A 20,774-nucleotide genomic window follows, 5' to 3' on the forward strand; every position below is an offset into this window, starting at 1 on the left:
CGTCATGGCCCTGCTCGTCATCGCGTCCTGCCAGCTCATGGTGGTGCTCGACATCACCATCGTGAACATCGCGCTCCCGGACATCCAGCGCTCCCTGGACTTCTCCACCACCAGCCTGGCCTGGGTGGTGAACGCGTACACCCTCACCTTCGGCGGGCTGCTGCTGCTCGGCGGCAGAACCGGCGACATCCTCGGCAGACGCCGCATGTTCGTCTTCGGAGTACTGCTGTTCGTGCTGGCCTCGCTGCTCGGCGGGCTCGCCCAGAACGAGGGCCAACTCCTCGCCGCACGCGCCCTCCAGGGCGTCGGCGGCGCCATCGCGTCCCCCACCGCCCTCTCCCTGGTCAGTACCACCTTCCGCGAAGGACCCGAGCGCAACCGGGCCTTCGGCGTCTTCGCCGCGGTCTCGGCGGGCGGCGGCGCTATCGGGCTGCTGGCCGGCGGAATCCTCGTCGAGTATCTCAACTGGCGGTGGGTGCTGTTCGTCAACGTCCCCATCGGACTGCTCATCGCGCTCGCCACGCCCCGCTTCATCCCCGAGTCCGAGCGCCATCCCGGCCACTTCGACATCACCGGAGCGCTGACCGCCACGGCGGGCATGGTGCTGCTCGTGTACGGCTTCATCCGGGCCGCACAGGAAGGATGGCGGGACGCGTTCACGCTGGCCTCGTTCGCCGCGGCGGCCGTCCTCCTCGTACTGTTCGTGCTGGTCGAGAAGCGGTCCCGGCAACCGATCACCCCGCTGCACATGTTCGCCGACCGCAACCGCGCGGGCACCTACGGCATCATGCTGTGCCTCGCCGCCGCGATCTTCGGCATGTTCTTCTTCCTGACGCTCTTCGTGCAGAACGTCCTGAACTTCAGCCCGCTGGCGACCGGTTTCGCGTTCCTGCCGGTGAGCGCGGTCATCGCCCTCGGTGCCGGACTCGCCTCGCGGTTCCTGCCCGTGTACGGGCCCAAGCCCTTCATGGTGGGCGGCGCGATCCTCGCGGCGGCCGGGCTGGCCTGGCTGACCCTGACCGACGTCCACTCCACCTACGCGGGCAGTGTCCTCGGCCCGATGCTCGTCTTCAGCCTCGGCATGGGCATGGAGTTCGTCTCCCTGACCCTGATGGCGCTGTCCAACGTGCCCAACGAGGAGACCGGCGCGGCCTCCGGTCTCCTCAACGCCACGCAGCAGGTCGGCGGTTCGCTGGGGTTGTCCATCCTGGTCACCATGTTCGGCACCGCCAGCACCAACGAGGCGGAGAAGCAGGTCCCCCGCTTCCTCGCCCAGGCCACCCCGGCGGAGCGCCGGCTCTTCGCCCGCACCAGCGAACTCCCGGGCTCCTGGGGCGACGAGGTCCTGACCGCCGGTGTCTCGGCCGCCTTCGTCGTGGCCGCGATCTTCACGGTGCTCGCCGCGCTCATCGCCGTCGTGGCCATCCAGGTCCGCCCCGCCGACCTGGAACGCCTCAAGGGCGGGCCGCCGCTGCCGTAGGGACAAGGCCGAGCCGCTGGGCGTGCAGCACCGTGCTGACACGGTCGTGCGTGCCGAGCTTGCGGTAGATGTTCGCGATGTGCTTGTGGACCGTACGCTCGGATATCCCGAGTCTGCGGCCTATCGACACGGCGGTCAGGGCGTCGCCGAGCAGGAGCAGCACGGTCGTCTCCCGGGGGGTGAGCGACAGGTCGGCCGCCTCCTCGGAGGGGGCGTCGAGCCGCCGCAGGAGCTGCCGCTGCTGCTCGACGGCGGCCAGCAGGGGCTGCAACCGCTCGGCCAGACGCAGTTCGTCGTCGGTGAAGTCCCGCCCGGAGCGGTACACCATGCATCCGGTGACCGGGGTGGTCGACTGCGGCAGCGGAATGCCCAGCACGTGGTCGACGTCCAGGAGACCGTCGAGCAGCCGCGCGGTCGGGCTCCCCGACCAGGAACGGCCGGCCACCCGGCGGGCCGTGACGGGCGTCCGGTCCGCCCGGCCCGCGTAGTGCCCGGCCAACGGGTAGCCCGAGCGCAGCAGTCCCGTCTCCTCGTCGCCGAGCGAGGTGAACTCCGTGTCGGCGCCGGGGGACAGCCCGAGGGTGCCCTCGTTCTCGTTCCAGTTGTCCAGCTTGTAGATCAGGGCGTCGCCGCCGCACAGGTCCGGCAGTTCGGCCGCCAGCAGGGGCCACAGCCGATCGGGGTCGCGTTCGTGGAGCGCGGCCACCGCGACCGACAGCATCCGCTCATACGCAGTTGTACCCATACCGGCCCAGTACCTCGCTGACCCACACTTCATCCGAGCAACATCGACGTTCTCGGATGTACTCCAGCACATTGAAGCTCCGGCGGGCCGCAGTGGGGGAGGGCGGCCCGTCGGATACGCCTGTCTCCCCGCGGGGACGGCAGCGCCGGCCGCGACGCGTGCGGGCCGCCGGCACGGGGGACCGGCGGCCCGCACGAAGCCGTGAAAACCTACTGGTCCGGCGCCTCCAGGCCGGGGCCCGGCGCGGGCTCCGGGTTGAACACCGGGTGGTAGCTCTCCGGCGGCGCGAGATACGTGGCGGGCAGCGCACCGGTGTCGATCACGATCTGGTCCACGGCGATCGCCGGATCGACCATGAAGATCCTCAGCACATGTTCCCCGGCCTCGGCGACCGTCACGGTGGCGGTCAGTCTCTCGACGCCGTCCTCCACCTGGCGGGCCCAGGCGTCACCCCGGTTGCCGGTCGCGACGGCCTGCCCGGACAGGACGGTCACCGGCTGGTCGTCGAGCCCGACGGCCAGCCGCCGCTGCCCGCGCTCGTCCAGCGACGGCAGCCGGAAGACGGTGACGGGAAAGGTGCCGGTGCCGCTGAACCGCACCCGGTACCGCAACTCCGGTGCCCGCGAGGCGAAGTCAGCGGTGATCGGAGCCGCCGTGGACGGAACGGCCTCGACGGCTCCCGTGCGACGTCCGAGCCCGCGCACGGTCCGCCAGCGGCAGCCACCGCGCGACACCCGCTGGTCGGTGTGGGCGGCGTCGATCGACACGTAACCGTGGGCCTCGACGAAACCACGAGCCCTTCTGCGGCCGTTGACCACCCGCAGGGGCACCTCGAAGCGCTGCCCGGCGCCCGTGAGGACGACCGTGGCCTCCTGCGCCCCCTCGGGAACACGCTCCCAGTCGATCTCCACCCACACCCGCCGCTGCTCGGTCAGCGAGCCTCCGGTGACGCTGAGCACCACCCAGGGGTGACTGGTCTCGGCCGCCCACTCCAGGGGCAGGAACCCGGTGTTGAAGACATCGACGAAGCGCCGGTCGCGGGTGTACGAGGAGAACGACAGCGGCCGGGCCGCCCCGGTCTCGTTCCCCTCGGCGGCCACTCCGAGCCCCGAGGTCTCCTGCCGGGTGACCCGGGTGACGGCCGGGCGGCCCGGCGCCTTCGGGATCTGCGACGGATACGGATTGATGAACCCGTCCCATTTCCCGCCCGCCACCTCCGTGTTGTACCGGCTGGTGAGCGCGGCCTCAGCCGTGTGCGCGGCCAGCGCGAGGTCCGCGAAACGGTTCGCACCGGCACCCCGGCCCTGCCGGACCGCCAGGGCGTTGCGGTCCGCCCAGTAGTACTTCAGGTTCATCAAGTAGGCGCCGTGCACGGGGTATTCGACCAGCTCGTAGAAGGCGTCCCGGTACGCCTCGGGGAGTTCGGCGCCCACCGCCCGGACCCGCGCGAGGAGGTGGTCGTACGCCGCCATCCGGCGCCCCGCCTCGTCACCGTGGTGGACGACGGAGACGAGGCCCGCCGCGATGAACTCCGGCCGCAGCTCCCCGGCGAGCCGGTAGTACTCCGTACGGATCGCGGCGATCTCGTGGGCATGGCGCCGCCCGAACTGTCTCCCGGCCCACTCGGCGAGGAAGCCCTCGACCTCGTCGGCCTCCCAGCGGTCCACGTCCCAGGCCATGTCCATCGCGAAGGACAGGCCGGTCTCGATCGACTTGACGTCACCCACGTTGAAGATCCACATGCGGTCGGTGCCGTGCTCGTACACCCGCCGCAGCTCCTGCCACACCTTGGCCACCTGGGTCGTGTCCAGCCACAGATAGCTCTTCGGGCGGCCCCAGTAGGAGAGGTGGTAGTAGATCCCGTTGCCGCCCGGCCGCGCCCGCTCCGTCTCGTTCGGCAGCTGGCGCATGTTGCCGTGGTTGTCGTCCGGCCAGATCAGCGTGACGTCGTCGGGGACCCGGACGCCCGCGTTGTACAGGTCCAGGACCTCCTTGTACGGGATGAAGATCTGCGGCTCGGCCGCGGTGCCGACCTCTTCGGCGAGGATCCGGCGCTGGTCGGCGATGATGTCGTTCATCACCGCGACCTTCTCCGGGATCGTGGTGGCGTACTTCGTCTCCAGCGCGGAGTCGTGCAGACCCCGCATGCCGAGGGTCCAGCTGCTCTCGTAGGCGGCGTTCTGTCGCGCCCGGGCTCTCCAGTAGTCGGAGATGACAGCGGGATTGACCGTGTAGTCGTACACCGGCGCGCTGCCGTCGGCGTTCGGGTGCTCGGCGATCCACGGCTCCCACTCGTGGACTCCGTTGCGCAGCAGGGCCTCGGGGTGACTGGAGCCGACGACGATGCCGTAGCGGTCGGCGAGTTCGGGGTTCTCCCGGTACTTGTTGAAGAAGTCGGAGTACGGATGCATCGCCGGCCACAGGTAGTTGGCCTTGAGGCGCAGCAACAGCTCGAAGACGCGCTTGTACGTCTCGGGGCCGATGTTCTTGTCGGTCTTCTGGGTGCGGTGCGACCACGTGGTCAGGTTCTGCTCGTCGTTGATGAAGATGCCGCGGTAACGGACCGACGGTTCGTGGCGGGTGAAGGGCCCCGCGGGGACGGTCACCGTGTCGCGGCGCTCGACGGGGACGTCGGCCCACCAGTACCAGGGGGAGACGCCGATGCGCTCCGAGGTGTCGTAGATCCCGTAGACGGTTCCGCGCCGGTCGCTGCCCGCGATCACCAGGGCACGGTCGACGCCGGGCAGGGGACGCTCGATCACCTGGGTCACGGACGCCTCCCAGCGGCCCCTGACACGGGAGACGTCCAGGCGGCCCTTGGCGGCGAGCCCGTCGATGGCGGGGCTCGCGCCGAGGGTGCCCACCAGGACGAGCAGGGGGGCGCTTCGCGGGAGCGTGCGCAGCAGGTCGGGTCTCGTCCCCGAGACCCGTTCGACGTCCGACTGGAGGTCGCCCGCGGCGCGGACGACGGCGGGGTCGTCCGCCGCGTCCACGAAGATGCCGACGGCCGCGCCTCCCGCCGCCAGCGGGAAGTCGGGGCGGCCCGACGAGGCCGCGTGGGCGCTCGCCGGGATCAGACCGGGGAGGAAGGGGGCCGCGCCGACGGCGGCCATTCCCCGGAGGAAGGACTTGCGGGTCCACTGGTGGTGCGGCACGAGACGCTCCCCCTGGTTGGCATGGGCAGGCCAGAAAGCGCTTTCTCCGGAACCCTAGGTGAGGGGTTCGGGGGGCGTCCAGGGGTGTGCGCGGAGGGAGTGCGCAGGGGATGCGTGAGGGGGAGTGCCGTGTCGCGTTCTCGTTCCGTGGCTCGCGGGGTGTCAGACGGGCCGTATCGCGCCGCGGATGATCGACTCGCCGGTCGGGTAGATCGACTCCTCGCGGATGGACGCCCCCGGGCCCGGCGCGTGGATCATCATGCCGTTGCCGGTGCACAGGCCCACGTGGCTGAAGTCGTCGTGGAAGAAGACGAGGTCACCGGGTTGCATGGCGTACAGCGGCACCGCCGTGCCGGTGCTCGCCTGCCCGAGGGAGGTACGGGGGAGGGAGACACCGGCGACCTTCCAGGCGGCCTGGGTGAGACCGGAGTTGTCGTACGACCCCGGGCCCGCCGCGCCCCAGACACACGGCTTGCCGATCTGGGAACGGGCGAAGGCGAGCACCTGGATGACCTTCGAGTCATAACCGGGGTCGGGGGTGGGGAGGTCCGCATCAGGTTCGGGGGCCGGCGCCAAGGGGTTGGCGGCGGCCGGGGCCGACTGGGGTGTCTGCCAGGCCGGCTCTGGGGCGCGGGGGGCCGGGATGGCCGGAATGCTCTGTGTCGCGGCGGGGGCGGTCGCGACGGGCGGGGCCGTGCGGGTGGTGTCGACCGGCGGGGGTGCGATTGCCGCGAGGGGGGCGGTGAGGGCGGAGTATGCGGGGTATCCCGTCGTGGTCTGGGCCGCGTACTCGGGGAACCCGCTGGTCGTTTGTGCGGAGTACTCGGGGAAACCTGTGGCGGTTGGGGCGGCGTACTCCGGCAGCCCGGTGCCGAGTTGCGCGCTGTAGTCCGAGTAGCCGGTGGTGGTGGGTCCGGTGTACTCGGGCAGGGCGGTGCTGAGCTGCCCGGTGTGGTCGGGGTACCCCGTGCCGGCCTGCGGGCTGTACTCGGGGAAGCCGGTGCCTGCCTGAGCTGTGTACTGCGGGAAACCGGTCTCGGGTTGTGCGGTGTACGTCGGGAACGCGGTATCGGTCTGCGGGGTGTACTCGGGAACGCCGGCGACGAGCTGCGGGGTGTACTCCGGCACTCCGGTGACGAGTTGAGGTGCGTACTCGGGAACACCGGCGACCGGTCGCGGGGTGTACTCCGGGACCTCGGTGACAAGGTTCTGGGTGTACTCCGGCACCCCGGTGACGAATCGCGAAGTACCGCCCACGGTGGGGATCTCGCCGGTGGCGGTGAGGTTCTGCGGTGTCGGTTCCGGTGCCCACGCGGGTGACTGGACCGGGGCGCCGGTGAGGGCGGCCGCTGTGGGCTCGGGTGCGCTCGGCAGGGCGCGCACGGGTGTGGCGGTCAGTTCCGGCAGGGACCGCTCGGCCGGCTTCGGTTCGCGTGCCGTGGGCGCGTCCGCCGGGCGCTGGCGCCGCGGCTCGGCACGGCGGGCGGCGACCCGGTCGGAGGGCAGGGTCGCCGCGATGATCGGGCCCGTCTTCGCGCGGGCCATGCCGTACCACTGCTTGGCGATGTCGTCGAGGGCGGGATCACGCTCGGCCTTGCGCCCGCCGTCGGTCGTCGAACCGGTGCGGCCACGGGTGCTGGACGCCGTGCCGGCCGCGCGTGTGGCGTTGTAGGTACCGGAGTCGTTCTCGGCGCGGTCGTAGAGGTTGGTGACCCGTCGGCTCACCTCGTCACGGCTCGGTCCCTCGTCGGCGGCGGCGTTCCCGGTCTGCGAGAGAAGGGCCGCGGAGGCCATCGCCGCCGTGGCGAGGGCGGAGTTGCGCTTGGCCGGGAGGCTGGACCCTCCATTGCGCGAAGTTCGATCCGGCGCCATGAAAGTCATGCCCCTTCCGTCGTGCTGGTCGCCGTCAACTTAGCCAACTTGTGAGGCTCACGTGAAGATTGAAGTGTGAAAAGTGTGAGATGTAACTGTGACCTTCGTCGCGTAGGAGCCGCTGCTCCCGGTGAGGATCAGTGCTTGCCGCGTTGTGCACGCCATGCTTCGTAGTGGTCGAGGACCGTCTCCTCGACCGGGCGGTAGACGATGCCCAGTTCGTGCACGCTGCGGCTGTTGTCCACGCGGAAGCGGATGCCGAGGTGCTTTTGGATGTAGTCCTGGGTGAGCCCGAAGGCGGGGCCCAGGACGCGTACCGGCCAGTGGGGGAGCGCGGTGCGCGGGATGCGCAGGCCGCGGGGGTACCGGGTGCGGATGATGCGGGACATCTCGTGGAAAGACGTCATCGTCTCCGCGGCCAGGATGTAACGGCCCTTCGCGTCGGGCTTCTCCGCCGCCGCGATGTGCGCGTCGGCCACGTCACGGACGTCGACCGTGGTGAAGCTGAAGTCGGGGGCGCCGTAGAAGAAGTAGCCCTTGAAGAGCTCCTCCAGGAGGAAGAGGCTGCCGGACTCGGAGGCGGGTGCGAGGGAAGGGCCCAGGATCAGGCCGGGGTTGACGGACACCATGCGCCAGCGGTCCTGCGCGGCCTCCGCGTCCCAGGCCGCGCGCTCGGCGACCGTCTTGGCGTAGTGGTACGGGTTGTTCTCCACCGTGCTGCTGGTGTTGAAGTACTCCTCGGACAGGATCTGCCCGTCCATGTCCCGTACGTCGGAGTAGTCGCCGAAGATCGCACCGACCGTGGAGGTGAGGACCAGTCGCTCCACCGACGGCGTCCGTTCGATGCCGGCCAGGACGTTGCGGGTGCCGGTCAGGGCCGGGTCGACCATGTCCTTCCGGCCGTCCTTGATCTTCTCCGGCATGAAGAACGGCGAGGCCACATGGAAGACCACGCGGCAGCCCGCCATGGCCTCGTCGAAGGAGCCCTCCTTGAGGAGGTCCGCCTCGAACAGCGTGAGCCTGCCGGGGAATTGGCCCTGCATGTCCCGCAGCGGGCGCACCTTCGCCGAGTTCGCGAAACTGCGCACGGTGGCGTGCACCTCGTAACCCCGCTCCAGCAGCCGCCGTACCAGATGGCTGCCGACGAAACCGCTGCCACCGGTCACCAGGACTCCGCCCATGCCCTCGCTCCTCCACCCAGGGGGTGACATTGAAGCACCGGCGGATCTTCAGCGGGAGGTGGTTGGGCTCGGCGGATCACTCCATCCACCAGCGGTACACCGCGGCGTACGCCTGGTCCATCGCATGGTTGCAGGAGACCTTCTCGCGAGCGTCGCCCTGCGGTCCTGCACTGGGGAACGCAGAACTGGGGCGGCCTCACCTGAGCCTGTGCGGGGGTGGCGCACACCTGTACTGCCCGCCTGGTCCGCATCAGCGGCGGTGGGCAGGGCACCCGGGGTTCGCCGGGCGCCCTGCCTCAAGAGGGCCCTGTCACCAACGAGGCAGCCGGAGTTCGTAGTCCGGCTGGAATCGCCGCATGTATCCGGTGTCGTCGCGGCTGCGTACGCCCGAGTCGATGTAGAGGCGGTGCAGCCGGTCCAGGGCCTCGTGGTCGAGTTCCACACCGAGGCCGGGGCCCGTCGGTACCTTGACCTCGCCGTCGCGGAACTCCAGGACACCGGGGAGGATGACGTCGTCCGCCGAGTTCCACGGGTAGTGCGTGTCGCAGGAGTGGTCGAGGTTCGGGATCGCCGCGGCCACGTGGGTCATGGCGGCGAGGCTGATGCCCAGGTGCGAGTTGGAGTGCATCGAGAGGGCGAGGCCGAACACCTCGCAGACCGCGGCCAGTTCGCGGGTGCGGCGCAGGCCGCCCCAGTAGTGGTGGTCGGTGAGGAGGACCTGGATCGCGTTCTGCTCGATCGCCGGCTTCAGGTGCTCCCAGGCGATCACGCACATGTTGGTGCCCAGCGGCATCGGCGCGTCCTGTGCCACCGCGGCCATGCCCTCGATGCCCTTGGTCGGGTCCTCCAAGTACTCCAGGACACCGTCGAGTTCACGGGCGACGTACTTCGACGTCTCCACCGTCCAGGCCGTGTTGGGGTCCAGGCGCAGCGGCTGCCCCGGGAAGGCCTCCGCGAGCGCCCTGATCGCGGCGATCTCCTCGTCGGGCGGGAAGACACCGCCCTTGAGCTTGAACGATCTGAATCCGTACCGCTGTTGCATCAGCCGGGCCTGCTCCACGATTCCGGCCGGGTCCAGGGCCGCGCCCCAGTCGTCGCCGACGGCGGCGCGGCCGTCGAGGGCCGGGTGCTCGGCCCACTTGTAGAAGAGGTACGCGGCGAACGGCACCGAATCCCGGACCGTCCCGCCGAGCAGGTCGCTGACCGGGCGGCCGATCAGCTTGCCCTGGGCGTCGAGGCAGGCCACCTCCACGGCGGAGGTCGTCCAGCCGCGTTCGTGGCTCGAAGGCACCGTCGGCAGCAGGGCGGCGTCGATCGCGGCGCCGACGGCGGTCGTGTCGAAGACGTCCATGCCGACGACGACCTTCGCGGCGGCCTCGAGTCGCTCCAGGCGGGCGATACCGCCCGGTGACTCGCCGAGGCCTACCGTGCCGTCCTCCAGCACCAGTTGGAGGATGATCCGCAGGGCGAGGGGCTCGTGCACGCCGTTGGAGTTGAGCAGCGGCGGGTCGCGGAAGGCGATCGGCGTGACGATCAACTCCCTGATCCGAGTCGGGTCGCTCATGCGCCGACCACCTCCAGGCCGTGGTCGATGAGCTTGGACAGCCGTGCGACGTGCTCCGGGGTGGGGTCGACCAGGGGCGCCCGTACGCCACCCACGTCCAGGCCACGCAGGGCCACTCCTGCCTTGACCAACGCCACGGCGTACCCCGGTACCTCGTCGCGGAGCCGGACGAGGGGGCCGTAGAACTCGTCGAGGAGCGTGTTGACCAGAGCCGCGTCGTCGGAGGCGAGCGCCCGGTGGAAGGCGAGCGCGATCTCGGGTGCGAAGGCGAACACGGCGGAGGAGTACAGCGGGACGCCGATGCCCCGATACGCGGGCGCGGTCATCTCCGCCGTGGGCAGGCCGTTGAAGAACTGGAAGTCCTCCGTGCCCGGTACGGCCCGTACCGCGCGCACGATGCGGTGCATCCGCTCGATGTCGCCGAGGCCGTCCTTCAGGCCGACGACCTTGGGCAGTGCGGCGATCTGGGCGGCCGTCTCCGCGGTGAGGCGGGCGGTGCCGCGCTGGTAGAAGACGACGGGCAGGTCGCTCGCGGCGGTGACCTCCGCCACGTAACGGACCAGGCCCTGCTGCGGGGCCGTCACCAGATAGGGCGGGAGCAGCAGGATGCCGTCGGCGCCCGCGCGGGCGACACGGGCCGCGTGGTCGCGGGCGACCGGGGTGGGGCCGCCCGCCGCGGCCAGGACCGGCACCCGGCCGGCGGTCGTCTCGACCGCGACCCGGGTGGCCCGCTCGATCTCGTCGGGCGTCAGCGCGTGGAACTCACCGGTGCCGCAGGCGACGAACACACCGCCCGCACCGGCCGCGACGCCGCCGGCGATGTGCTGGGCGAGCCGTTCCTCGTCCAGCGAGCCGTCCGCGGTGAACGGCGTCACCGGGAAGAACAGCACTCCTTGGAACTTCATGTCTCCCTCAAACGTGGGGGGTCGGGTCAGCCCTTCGTGGCACCGGCGGCGATGCCGGTGACCAGGGAGCGCTGGAGGAGCAGATAGACGATCAGACTGGGGATCAGGGCGATGACCGCACCGGCCAGCACCACCCCGGAGCCGACCTCGGGGTCGGTGCGCAGGATGGACAGGGCGACGGTGACCGTGTAGTCGGTGGGGTCCTTGGAGGCGATCAGCGGCAGCAGGTACTGGTCCCAGATCATGATGAAGCCGAGGACGCCCGCCACGCCGAGCGCGGGCTTGCACAACGGCAGGACGATCTGCCACAGCATCCGCAGTTCGCCGACGCCGTCGAGGCGTGCCGCCTCCTCTATCTCGGCGGGGATGTCCCGCATGAACTCGGTCAGCATCATCACCGAGAAGCCCCAGGCACCCAGCGGCAGGATGACGCCCCAGACCGTGCCCTTGAGGTCCACGTGGACCACGGGCACGTCACCGAGGACCAGGGACAGCGGGATCGCGATGACCTCCTCGGGGAGCATCAGCGTCATCATGAACAGCATCATGATCAGCGCCTGGCCGCGGAACCGGTGCCGGGCCAGCGCGTACGCGGCCAGCGTGCACACCGCGAGCTGGAGCAGCAGCCCGCCGCCCGCTATGACGAGCGAGTTGCCGAGGTAGTCCCAGATGCCGCGCTCGCCCGCCACCCTGAAGTTGAGCAGTGTGCTGTCGTGCGGCAGGAACGACAGCGAGGAGCCGCTGGGGTTGGTGGTGAAGGCGCCCGAGAAGATGGTGAGGAACGGCGCCGCGAAGACCGCCAGGGCGATCGCGCAGAGCAGGATCCTGAGACCCCACGCGAGTCCGGGCCTGTCGTTCCAGCCGAGGGCGGTGTCGAAGCGGGCCGGGGTGGTCCGCTGCGTCCTGGTGGTCCGTCCGGCCGGGGTGTCAGGGGCCGCCGGCCGGACGGAGTCGATGACGGGGGCGCTCATCGCGCTTCTCCCCTCGTGCGGAGGTGGTTGACCATGACGGTGAGCAGGAGGGTCACGCAGAGCAGCACGACCGAGGCCGCGGAGGCGCCGCCGATGTCGTTGCGGGTGAAGCCGAGGGTGTAGGCGCGGGTCATCCAGACGTCGGTGGACCCGGCGGGGCCGCCGCCGGTGAGGACGTAGACCTCGGTGAACACCCGCAGTCCGCGGATGGTGGCGAGCGTGAGCACGATCATGAGTGCCGGACGGATCGCGGGAAGCGTGACGAAGCGCAGCCGCTGCCACAGCGAGACGCCGTCCATCGCCGCGGCCTCGTACAGCGAGCGGTCCACACCCGCGAGACCGGCCAGGAAGATCACCATGTTGTAGGGGGCCCAGATCCAGATGCCCATCACCATCGTCGAGTACAGGGCGATGTCCGGGTTGTCGAGGTACTGGACCGGCCCGAGCCCGAGGAGGTGCAGGCCGCTGTTGAGGAGGCCGTCGGAGGTCGGGTAGTACATCAGCCGCCACAGCTCGCCGACCACCGCGGTGGCCGTGACGGCGGGCAGGAAGACGGCGGTGCGGAGGAACTTCAGCGAGCGGGCCTGGCCCTCCAGCAGCAGCGCGAGGGCGAACCCGAGCAGGATCGCACCGACCGCCTGGCCGATGCCCAGGATCAGGGTGTGCCCGATCGCGTCCTGGAAGCGGTGGTCGGTCAGGACCCTCGTGTAGTTGTCGAGGCCGATCCACCTGTCACCGAGGAAGGGCCTGACGTCGAAGAAGCTGAGCCAGATGCCCTTGGCCATCGGCCAGAACTTGAAGACCAGGGCGAGCAGCAGCCCCGGAGCCAGGAAGAGCCAGGGCACGACGGCCCTCTTGTTGACGGTCTTCTTGGTGAAGCCGCTCCGTGCGGCGGGGACGGTAGCGGTCATTTCAGCAGGTCCTGGTCCTTGAGGTCACCGGCGAGCGTGTCGTTGAGCTCCTTGAGCTGGGAGCGGACGTCACCGCCGCAGTACGTGAACATCGAGTTCAGCGCGTCGGCGGTGTCCTGCTTGATCGGGGCGAAGTCCGGCGCGTTCGGGAACTGCTCGGAGGCGTCCTCGTAGGCCTTCTGTACGACACTCCAGCGGGCGTCGTTCCTGACCTTCGCCGCGTCCAGCGTGGAGTTGACGGGGATGCGGACGACCGGCTGGTGGCCGTCGACGCTGGTCATGGCGATCTTCTGGCCCTCGGGCGAGACCAGGAACGAGGCCAGCGCCAGCTCCTGCCGGTCCTTGCCGGTCTTGGCGCCGAGGTAGACGTTCTCGCCGTCGGCCAGCACATCACCGCCGGCCGGGCCCGCCGGGGCGGGGACGACCTCGTAGGTTTCCTTGCCGGGCGTGGTGTCGAAGGTGGTGATGTTGTACGGGCCGGTCATGTACATTCCGGCGTTGCCGTCCTGGAAGTTGGTGGCCGTCGCCGTCACGGCGGTGATCGCGCCGGGCTGGACGACACCCTTGCTGCCGCAGAAGAGGTTGTCCTTCATCCAGGTCACGGCGTTCACCGCGGCGGCCGAGTCCATGGCCGGGGTGTACTTCCCCTTGCCGTCCGGCTCGATGATCTTCGCGCCGCCCTGCCACAGGAAGCTCGCGCCCCACCAGGCCGCGTAGCCGTTCTGGGCGCTGGCCGGCGCGACCATGCCGTACGTGTCGGCCTTGCCGTCGCCGTCGGGGTCCTCGGTGGCGAAGGCCTTGGCGACGGAGAGCATCTGCTGCCAGGTCGTCGGCGCCTTCAGCCCCAGCTTCTTCAGCCAGTCGGTCCTGATCATCAGGGCCTGGGCCTGACGGGAGTAGGGGATGCCGTAGTGCTTGCCGTCGATGCCCACGGTGAAGGACCAGGACTTGGCGGTGATCTCGTCGCCGCCCGCGACCGACGCGGGGTCGATGGGCTTGAGCAGGCCCTGGCTCTGGTAACTGCCCATCAACGCCGTGTCGTTGATCATGACGTCCGGCAGGTCCTTGGTGGAGGCCCGGCTCTGGAGCTGCTGGTCGAAGTTGATGACCGGCTGGTAGTCGATCTTGATGCCGGTCTTCTTGGTGAAGGCGGCGAAGACCCGGTCGTAGGTGGCGGCCGAGTCCGGATTGCTCCGGGTCCAGACCTCCAGCGTGTTCGGATCGCTGCTGCCCGCGCTGTCGGAGCCGGAACCACAGGCGGCCGTTGCGAACATCATTCCCGCGACGGTGGCCGCCGCGGCCAGGCGGCGTCGTCGTCGGCGATCGCCCATGGACACTCTCCGTTCCTGTTCATGGCCATTCATATACGTGAACTCTCTTCACGCATCTAAATGATCGGCCAAGTTACGGATTGTTTCTTCCATATGTCAAGACATGGCTGGGAGTCTTCACAGAGGCTGTGCAAGGGCCCATCGGGGCACGCTGGTGTGGAGACAGTGGCGCGAGTGGTCGAGGAGGCGCGGATGGACGACCGAGGCGAGAGCCCGGGTGCGGTGGCGGCGCGGCTCACCGGCCGTACGACGACGGATGAGGGCCCGCTGTCCGGCGCGCTGACCGAAGTGGCCCTCGACGACGGCCGGTCGGTGATGGTGAAGCGAGCCGACAGTCCTGAGGAGGCGCGGGCGGAGGTGGCGGGGCTGCGCTGGCTGGCCGAGGCCGGCACGGTCAGGGTGCCGACCCTGCACGGTCAGGACGGCCCCTGGCTGGTGACCGACCTGATCGAGCGGGGTCGGCCGAACCGGGAGGCGGCGCTCGCTCTGGGCCGGGCGCTGGCCGGGCTGCACCTCGCCGGGGCGCCCGCCTTCGGCTCCGCGCCGCCCGGTGGTCCCCGGGAGGCCTACATCGGGCGAGCCCCGATGCGGAACGCCGAAGGCGCCGAGTGGCCGGAGTGGTACGCCGAGCACCGGGTGCTGCCCTATCTGCGGCGCGCGGTGGACGGCGGCACGATCACGGTCGCGGAGGCCGAGGTGATCGAGCGGTTCTGCGCACGGCTGCCCGGTCTCGCGGGCCCCGCCGAACCCCCGGCCCGGCTGCACGGCGACCTGTGGAACGGCAACGTGCTGTGGGGCGCCGACGGCCACGCCCGGCTGATCGACCCGGCCGCGCACGGCGGCCACCGCGAGACCGACCTCGCGATGCTCCACCTCTTCGGCTGCCCGCACCTGGACGAGGTGCTGCGCGGCTACGAGCAGGTGGCACCGCTCGCCGAAGGCTGGTCCGACCGCACCGGGCTCCACCAGCTCTTCCCGCTGCTGGTGCACGCCGTGCTGTTCGGGCGGGGATACGCCGAACAAGCCCTCAGCACGGCGAAGGCGGCCCTGGAACGGTGAGTGCACCGGTCCGGGCCGCCTGAGCCTGTGACATCGCAGGCGAGGAAAGCGAGGGAGCTGATGTCACGCCCCGAGGGGCAGTCGCTGAGAAGGAAGCTTCCTCATGGCCTCGCCCCGGGCGCCACGGCCGCGGTGACCCGCGGATGCCGCCCGGTGCGATGTCGGCGGCGAGGAAAGCGAAAGGGCTGGAGCTTTGGAGGCCCGGTGATGAAACCGGTGAGAAGGAAGCCCCTTCATGGCCTCGCCACGACACACGCTAACAGTCACTCGGGGATCAAGTCGCGCAGATTTTCCGGGGTGATGACCACCGAGTCCGGGTGCAGCCCCTCGGGACGCTCCAGGCCGATGTACGTCACGGGCACGTCCGGCACCGACTCGGCGTCCCAAGGCGCCACGTCCGTACCGCCGTTCGCCATCAGCCCGGTCAGATACCCGACCGTCAGCTGCTCCCGCTCCACGATGGCGCGCAGCAGCGTCGCCACCGACGCCTGGTTGCCCTCGACGCGGTTGTACGCCGGACGACCCTTCAGATACAGGTGCAGCCACTTGGCGTGCCAACTCCCGTCGTCCGCACGCCGGAACGCCAGCGGCAGCGCCACCCGGCCGGGCCCGCGCAGCTCCGACTTCATGCGCACGGTCCGCGCCTCGAAGGGCTGCCCCTTCTGCTCGGCCTCGCGCAGCATGAATCCGAAGAACGACTCCTCGGCCTCCTCGAACTGCTCCCCGGAGAAGATGTTGACCTGGGGCACGATGTACGTGCCCCGCACCGCCCCCAGCCGCAGGTTGATGAACTCCGAAGCGCCGTCGGGGGCGTTGGTGATGTCACCCGAGTGCTCGCCCTCCACCTCGCGGAGATTCGTGTACGACAGCCACGACACCGTGTCGTACTGCGCGTCCAGCAGCAGCGCCGACAGGTCGTAGTCGGTGACGCGCGCCTTCTGCTTCCAGTACACGAAGAACCGCAGCAGCTCCCCGTCGACCCGCGAGACGGAACCGCGGGGCAGCACACCGAGTCCCGCCGAGGTCGCCCGACCGCTGAGCGGAAGCGCCACGTCGAGGATGTCGGGGTCGACCAACAGACGCTGCGGGGACGGGAGTCGGCGACCGATCTCCGCGTCCAGCGCGGCGATCAGCCGCTCACGGTCCGCCTCCGGTACGGCCGCACGCGTGTCGTCGGCGACGTGCGCGCGGCCGAGACGGTTGATGAACACCCGCTGCCTGCCCGCCTCTTCGGCCCGGTTGTGCAGGTACTCGCGCACCGACAGCACGACCCGCCCGGAGACCTCCGGGGCGGTCTGCTCGACGGTGGCCACCACGGCGTCCCGCTCCTCCTGCGTGCGCGCGGTGCGCAGCAGCCGGTCCAGCGCACGGAAAAGCCTGCCGGGCGCGGACCTGAGCAGCTCCGCGGCCCCGGTGACGTCGTCCGCCCCGAGCAGGGCCTCGACGCGGGCGTCGAAGGGGTACGCCTTCTGCTCGCCCCGGGCGACGGCGAACACCTCGGCGGCACGCGGCCACCGCGGGTACTCGTGCGGGTGCAGGCGCTCGCCGAGCCGCTTGAAGGCCTCACGGTGCGCGAGGACGTCGGCGAGCTTGGCCGGGGCCGCCGTCACGACCGAGTCGAGACCCGCGAGCAGCGCCCGGCGGACCGGCCGCGACAGCGCACGGAAGCGGGTCGGCTCCTGGAGGGACACATCCCCGCCCGACAGCGCGCAGGCCAGCCGCAGCACATCGGTCACGGTGTCCAGCAGCAGGCCCGAACCCGCCCTCAGCCGGGCCTCGTTGACGACGGCACGGTTCTCCCGCACCGGGATCGCCTGCGGCTGGGGACCGTCCACGCAGTGCTCGGCCAGCACCTTGAGATCGGCCAGGTGTTCGTCGCCGAGCGGCGTGCTGCTGCCGGCCAGCGCCAGGTACAGGGCGGTGACCTCGTCCTCCAGGGCGCCGCCCAGGTGCAGGACGGTCATCCGGTCGCCGACCGCGGCCGTCAGCTCGTCGTGCGCGGCGAGCATCTCGTCGTACGTGTGCCGGTAGGTGCCGTACGACGGCAGCGTGAGCAGGTTGACCACGCCCTTGCGCAGCTGGGCGAGGACGCCGGGGCGGGCCTTGCCGTCCTCCAGGGCCTCGCGCACGCAGCGCATCCAGAACTCGAAGGTGTCCGGGACGTTCGCCGGGAAGTCCTTGAAGTAGACGTTGTGCCGCACATGGTCGCCGGCCATCTCACGGACGGTGGCGAGCGTGGGCACGGCGATGTCGAGGACCGTGCTCTCGGACAGCCCCGACAACGTCCTCAGCGCGTCGGCCGACAACTTGAAGCCGACGGACATCAGCGCGGCGTCGAACTGCCGCGCCGCGACGTCGCCCTCGCCGGCGGGGCCCGCGGGAGCGGGCAGCCGGAGGGCATGCCGAACGACCAGGGATTCCAGACGGTGGACCATGCCGGAATGGTCGCAGAGGTGTTCGACCCGGCGCACCGGAGTTTTCGGGGCCGCGGGCCTTCGCGGGCCCCGGGGTCAGGACTCCTGGTCCTGCTTCTTCTCCTTGATGCGCGCCGCCTCCTTGCGGACCTCCGCCTGCGTGGCGCGCTCCTTCTCCAGCCACTCGGGGCTCTCGTCCCGCAGCGCCTCGATCTGCTCGGTGGTGAGCGGCTCGGTGACCCCGCCGCGCGCGAGACCGGCGATGGAGACGCCCAGCCGCGCGGCGACGACCGGGCGGGGGTGCGGGCCGTTGCGTCGCAGGTCCTGCAACCACTGGGGCGGGTTCGCCTGGAGTTCGTTGAGCTCGGCGCGCGAGACGACACCCTCCTGGAACTCGGCGGGGGTGGCAGGGAGGTACACACCCAGCTTCTTCGCCGCGGTGGCGGGCTTCATCGTCTGGGTGTTCTGGTGCGACGTCATGCGGTCCAGGGTATCGGCCGCGCACGGGACCCCTGACCACAGTGGGTAACCTTGCCGCGTGACAGACTCGCCAGAACCCCGCTCCTTCCGGCTCGCGTACGTCCCCGGGGTGACGCCCGCCAAGTGGGTGCGGATCTGGCACGAGCGCCTGCCGGACGTCCCCCTGGAGCTCCTCCAGGTGACCGCCGCGGAGGTTTCCGACAGGTTGCGCGACGGGGCCGCGGACGCGGGGTTCGTACGACTGCCGGTCGACCGTACGGTGTTCAGCGCGATCCCCCTCTACACCGAGGCGACGGTCGTGGTGGTCCCCAAGGACCACGTGGTGACGGCGGCCGAGGAGGTCACCCTGGAGGATCTCGCCGACGAGGTCGTCCTCCACCCCCTCGACGACGTCCTCGGCTGGGACCGGCCGCCCGGCGAAGCGGCTTTCGAACGCCCGGCCACCACGGAGGACGCGATCGAGCTCGTGGCGGCGAACATCGGCGTTCTCGTCGTCCCCCAGTCCCTGGCCCGCCTCCACCACCGCCGCGACCTCACCTACCGCCCCGTTACCGACGCCCCGCAGTCCGACATCGCCCTGTCCTGGCGCGAGGACGCGACGACGGACCTGGTCGAGGACTTCATCGGCATCGTCCGCGGCCGGACGGTCAACAGCACACGGGGGCGGACGCAGCCGGAACCGGAACCCAAGAAGGGCAGGGGTAAGAGCGGCGCCAAGGCCCCTACCCCAGGGAAGGGCACGGCGAAGGGGACTTCCGGCGCGTCCAGGGGTTCCCGCGGCGGGACTGGTGGGGGGTCGAAGGGCACGGGCGCGCGACGGGGGAAGCCGAGGCGCAAGGGGTAGGACTCGCTGGGTGCCGGCGCCTTACCCACCTCCGGCCCCCTCTCCTCCCCCCCGGCCCCCCGCCCCACCGTCCCGTCCGCCCAACGGCACCCGGCGAGCGCGGCTCAGTCCGTGCCGAACACCCCGTCGGCCCCGAAGACCAGCCCCGCGAACCGTTCTCCGATCAGCCGGTGGGTCGTCGCGTCCGGGTGCAGGTCGTCCGGCAGGGGCAGCTCGGCCGAGTCGTTCTCGCCGTACAGCTCGCGTCCGTCGAGGTAGTGCAGGTTCGGGTCGTCGGCGGCGCGCTGCTTCACGATCCGGGCCAGTTCCTCGCGGATCACCTGGAGGGTCAGCTTCCCGCTCGCGCGTTCCGCCGGGTCACCCAGTGTCCTGAACCGCAGCCGGCCCTCGCCGAGCTCGCCGATGTCCGGGAAGCAGGGCCCCGGTGTGTCCTCGTGGATCGGGCACAGGATGGGCGAGACGACCAGCAGGGGCGTGTCCGGGTGGCCCTCGCGGATCGTGTCGAGGAAGCCGTGGACCGCGGGACCGAAGGCGCGCAGCCGCATCACATCGTGGTTGACGATGTTGATACCGATCTTGACGCTGATCAGGTCGGCGGCCGTGTCCCGTACGGCCCGCGCGGTGAACGGATCGAGGAGGGCGCTCCCGGCGAGGCCCAGGTTGATCAGCTCCACGCCGCCCAGTGCCGCGGCGACCGCGGGCCAGACACCCGTGGGGCTCGCCGCGTCCGAGCCGTGGCTGATGGAGCTGCCGTGGTGCAGCCACACCGGGCGCTCACCCCGGGGCGCGGGCTCGACGGGTGCGTCGGTGCGCAGCGCGATCAGCTCGGTGGTCTCGTTGTGCGGCAGCCATATCTCGACGTCCTTGACCTCGCCCGACAGCCCGTCGAAACGGACGGTCCCGGGGGATCCGGGCCGGACCTCGGACGTTCCCGTGGTCATGTCGACGGTGATGACGTTGCCGCCGAGGACGCTGCCCTGACCGGCCTGCCGGCCGTCGACCACCAGGTCGTACACGCCGTTCGGCCGGGGCGGGGCGCCGACGTAGGCCCGCTTGGTCGGCAGGGTGTCCAGCTCCAGCGCGGTGGCCCGGGTGCGGAAGGCCAGTCGTACGCCGGCGGGCTGGGACTCGGCCATGGCCAGCTGGTCGTCGGTGTTCTGGGCGCGGGCCCGGGGCGGCAGTCGGTGCGGCAGCAGCCCGTGCTCGGTGTGCTCCACATCGAGGGCGCCGCGCAGCAGCTCGGCGGTGACGGTGGTGGTGATCCAGTCGGGCATGTCCTCAGCCTGTCGGTCAGCGGGTGGGCCAGTTGCGCAGGAGCGTGTCGAGGGCGTCCAGGATCCGCGTCCAGGACTCCTCGGAGTCGGGGGAGCTGTGGCTGAACCCGCCTGCCCCCTCCAGGCTCGCGTAGCCGTGAAAGGTGCTGCCCAGCAGCCGTACGGCGTGGGTCTGCTCGGGTTCGGGCAGGTCGTAGCCGCGCAGGAGGGCCCGCATCATCTGCGCGTGCCGTACCCCCGCGCTGGCGGCCGCGGTCTCCGGGTCGAGCCTCAGCCGGGCCGCCGCGGCACGGCCCGGGTGGGCGTGGGCGTAGTCGCGGTAGACGTTCGCGAAGGCGGTCAGGGCGTCCTTGGCGGCCCGCCCGGCCACCGCGTCGGCGGAGAGGTCGGCCAGCTCCTCCAGGGCGAACAGGGCGATCCTGGTCTTGAGGTCCTGCGAGTTCTTCACGTGCGAGTACAGGCTCGCCACCTTGACGTCGAACCGCCGGGCGAGCTCCGAGACGGTCACCTGCTCGAAGCCCACCTCGTCGGCCAGCTCCGCGCCCGCCCGGACCAGCCGCTCCGTCGTCAGCCCTACTCGTGCCATAG

Annotated in this window: 16 protein-coding genes; 3 read left to right on the forward strand and 13 right to left on the reverse strand. The window is 70.7% G+C overall.

All coding sequences use genetic code 11. The features are described from left to right. The first annotated feature begins 4 nt into the window (after positions 1-4). A complete protein-coding gene (locus ACGFWE_RS22150) occupies positions 5-1,480 on the forward strand; it encodes an MFS transporter (RefSeq protein WP_352387132.1) in 1,476 nt (491 codons plus the stop codon). On the opposite strand, the gene ACGFWE_RS22155 is transcribed toward ACGFWE_RS22150, so the two are convergent. The 9 genes from ACGFWE_RS22155 to ACGFWE_RS22195 all read right to left on the reverse strand — a co-directional run bounded on the left by ACGFWE_RS22155 (position 1,455) and on the right by ACGFWE_RS22195 (position 14,115). Continuing rightward, positions 1,455-2,225 carry a LuxR C-terminal-related transcriptional regulator gene (locus ACGFWE_RS22155; protein WP_352386657.1) on the reverse strand — a complete coding sequence of 257 codons (771 nt, stop codon included), beginning with the start codon at positions 2,223-2,225 and terminating at the stop codon, positions 1,455-1,457. The two genes, ACGFWE_RS22150 and ACGFWE_RS22155, sit on opposite strands and share 26 nt — an antisense overlap. Positions 2,226-2,434: 209 nt before the next feature. Then, the gene (locus ACGFWE_RS22160) at positions 2,435-5,338 is read right to left on the reverse strand and encodes a glycosyl hydrolase 115 family protein (RefSeq protein ID WP_393601952.1); all 2,904 of its coding nucleotides are present in this window, start codon (positions 5,336-5,338) and stop codon (positions 2,435-2,437) included. Positions 5,339-5,542: 204 nt separating this feature from the next. Next, positions 5,543-7,252, reverse strand: a complete 1,710-nt coding sequence (locus tag ACGFWE_RS22165; RefSeq protein WP_393601124.1) for an NlpC/P60 family protein — start codon at positions 7,250-7,252, stop codon at positions 5,543-5,545. Between the two features lie 137 nt (positions 7,253-7,389). Next, entirely contained in the window at positions 7,390-8,433 is a 1,044-nt protein-coding gene (locus ACGFWE_RS22170) for an NAD-dependent epimerase/dehydratase family protein (protein WP_352386655.1), read from the reverse strand. A 310-nt stretch (positions 8,434-8,743) separates the two neighbouring features. Further along, positions 8,744-9,997 carry a glucarate dehydratase family protein gene (locus ACGFWE_RS22175; protein WP_393601127.1) on the reverse strand — a complete coding sequence of 418 codons (1,254 nt, stop codon included), beginning with the start codon at positions 9,995-9,997 and terminating at the stop codon, positions 8,744-8,746. After that, positions 9,994-10,902, reverse strand: a complete 909-nt coding sequence (locus ACGFWE_RS22180; RefSeq protein WP_393601129.1) for a 5-dehydro-4-deoxyglucarate dehydratase — start codon at positions 10,900-10,902, stop codon at positions 9,994-9,996. The genes ACGFWE_RS22175 and ACGFWE_RS22180 overlap by 4 nt, the downstream gene beginning before the upstream one ends. Positions 10,903-10,928: 26 nt before the next feature. Continuing rightward, positions 10,929-11,873, reverse strand: a complete 945-nt coding sequence (locus tag ACGFWE_RS22185) for a carbohydrate ABC transporter permease (protein ID WP_393601131.1) — start codon at positions 11,871-11,873, stop codon at positions 10,929-10,931. Next, positions 11,870-12,784, reverse strand: coding sequence for a carbohydrate ABC transporter permease (locus tag ACGFWE_RS22190; RefSeq protein WP_393601133.1), 915 nt, complete (start codon positions 12,782-12,784; stop codon positions 11,870-11,872). Before ACGFWE_RS22190 ends, ACGFWE_RS22185 begins: the two co-directional genes overlap by 4 nt. Continuing rightward, on the reverse strand, positions 12,781-14,115 hold the full coding sequence (locus ACGFWE_RS22195; RefSeq protein WP_393601135.1) for an ABC transporter substrate-binding protein: 1,335 nt from the start codon (positions 14,113-14,115) through the stop codon (positions 12,781-12,783). Before ACGFWE_RS22195 ends, ACGFWE_RS22190 begins: the two co-directional genes overlap by 4 nt. A 192-nt stretch (positions 14,116-14,307) precedes the next feature. Between ACGFWE_RS22195 and ACGFWE_RS22200 the strand changes: the two genes are divergently transcribed. Beyond that, complete coding sequence (locus ACGFWE_RS22200) at positions 14,308-15,174, forward strand: fructosamine kinase family protein (protein WP_393601137.1); 867 nt, start codon at positions 14,308-14,310, stop codon at positions 15,172-15,174. A gap of 263 nt (positions 15,175-15,437) precedes the next feature. On the opposite strand, the gene ACGFWE_RS22205 is transcribed toward ACGFWE_RS22200, so the two are convergent. Both ACGFWE_RS22205 and ACGFWE_RS22210 read right to left on the reverse strand, forming a co-directional pair. Next, on the reverse strand, positions 15,438-17,609 hold the full coding sequence (locus tag ACGFWE_RS22205) for a hypothetical protein (protein ID WP_393601139.1): 2,172 nt from the start codon (positions 17,607-17,609) through the stop codon (positions 15,438-15,440). Between the two features lie 75 nt (positions 17,610-17,684). Next, positions 17,685-18,068, reverse strand: coding sequence for a DUF5997 family protein (locus tag ACGFWE_RS22210; protein WP_352386639.1), 384 nt, complete (start codon positions 18,066-18,068; stop codon positions 17,685-17,687). A gap of 58 nt (positions 18,069-18,126) precedes the next feature. Here ACGFWE_RS22210 and ACGFWE_RS22215 point away from each other — a divergent pair, with 58 nt between their 5' ends. Next, complete coding sequence (locus tag ACGFWE_RS22215; protein WP_393601141.1) at positions 18,127-18,912, forward strand: LysR substrate-binding domain-containing protein; 786 nt, start codon at positions 18,127-18,129, stop codon at positions 18,910-18,912. A gap of 104 nt (positions 18,913-19,016) precedes the next feature. On the opposite strand, the gene ACGFWE_RS22220 is transcribed toward ACGFWE_RS22215, so the two are convergent. Together ACGFWE_RS22220 and ACGFWE_RS22225 are read right to left on the reverse strand one after the other, a co-directional pair. Further along, a complete protein-coding gene (locus ACGFWE_RS22220; RefSeq protein ID WP_393601143.1) occupies positions 19,017-20,186 on the reverse strand; it encodes a GDSL-type esterase/lipase family protein in 1,170 nt (389 codons plus the stop codon). A gap of 16 nt (positions 20,187-20,202) precedes the next feature. Continuing rightward, complete coding sequence (locus ACGFWE_RS22225) at positions 20,203-20,772, reverse strand: TetR/AcrR family transcriptional regulator (RefSeq protein WP_393601145.1); 570 nt, start codon at positions 20,770-20,772, stop codon at positions 20,203-20,205. Between the last annotated feature and the right edge of the window lie 2 nt (positions 20,773-20,774).

The sequence above is a fragment of the Streptomyces sp. NPDC048523 genome (assembly GCF_043199815.1).
In the GTDB taxonomy this organism is placed as follows: Bacteria; Actinomycetota; Actinomycetes; order Streptomycetales; family Streptomycetaceae; genus Streptomyces.

Coding starts and splice junctions, on each gene's coding strand:
- ACGFWE_RS22150 (WP_352387132.1), top strand. CDS start 5: ATGGCCCTGCTCGTCATCGCGTCCTGCCAGCTCATGGTGGTGCTCGAC.
- ACGFWE_RS22155 (WP_352386657.1), bottom strand. CDS start 2,225: ATGGGTACAACTGCGTATGAGCGGATGCTGTCGGTCGCGGTGGCCGCG.
- ACGFWE_RS22160 (WP_393601952.1), bottom strand. CDS start 5,338: ATGGCCGCCGTCGGCGCGGCCCCCTTCCTCCCCGGTCTGATCCCGGCG.
- ACGFWE_RS22165 (WP_393601124.1), bottom strand. CDS start 7,252: ATGGCGCCGGATCGAACTTCGCGCAATGGAGGGTCCAGCCTCCCGGCC.
- ACGFWE_RS22170 (WP_352386655.1), bottom strand. CDS start 8,433: ATGGGCGGAGTCCTGGTGACCGGTGGCAGCGGTTTCGTCGGCAGCCAT.
- ACGFWE_RS22175 (WP_393601127.1), bottom strand. CDS start 9,997: ATGAGCGACCCGACTCGGATCAGGGAGTTGATCGTCACGCCGATCGCC.
- ACGFWE_RS22180 (WP_393601129.1), bottom strand. CDS start 10,902: ATGAAGTTCCAAGGAGTGCTGTTCTTCCCGGTGACGCCGTTCACCGCG.
- ACGFWE_RS22185 (WP_393601131.1), bottom strand. CDS start 11,873: ATGAGCGCCCCCGTCATCGACTCCGTCCGGCCGGCGGCCCCTGACACC.
- ACGFWE_RS22190 (WP_393601133.1), bottom strand. CDS start 12,784: ATGACCGCTACCGTCCCCGCCGCACGGAGCGGCTTCACCAAGAAGACC.
- ACGFWE_RS22195 (WP_393601135.1), bottom strand. CDS start 14,115: ATGGGCGATCGCCGACGACGACGCCGCCTGGCCGCGGCGGCCACCGTC.
- ACGFWE_RS22200 (WP_393601137.1), top strand. CDS start 14,308: ATGGACGACCGAGGCGAGAGCCCGGGTGCGGTGGCGGCGCGGCTCACC.
- ACGFWE_RS22205 (WP_393601139.1), bottom strand. CDS start 17,609: ATGGTCCACCGTCTGGAATCCCTGGTCGTTCGGCATGCCCTCCGGCTG.
- ACGFWE_RS22210 (WP_352386639.1), bottom strand. CDS start 18,068: ATGACGTCGCACCAGAACACCCAGACGATGAAGCCCGCCACCGCGGCG.
- ACGFWE_RS22220 (WP_393601143.1), bottom strand. CDS start 20,186: ATGCCCGACTGGATCACCACCACCGTCACCGCCGAGCTGCTGCGCGGC.
- ACGFWE_RS22225 (WP_393601145.1), bottom strand. CDS start 20,772: ATGGCACGAGTAGGGCTGACGACGGAGCGGCTGGTCCGGGCGGGCGCG.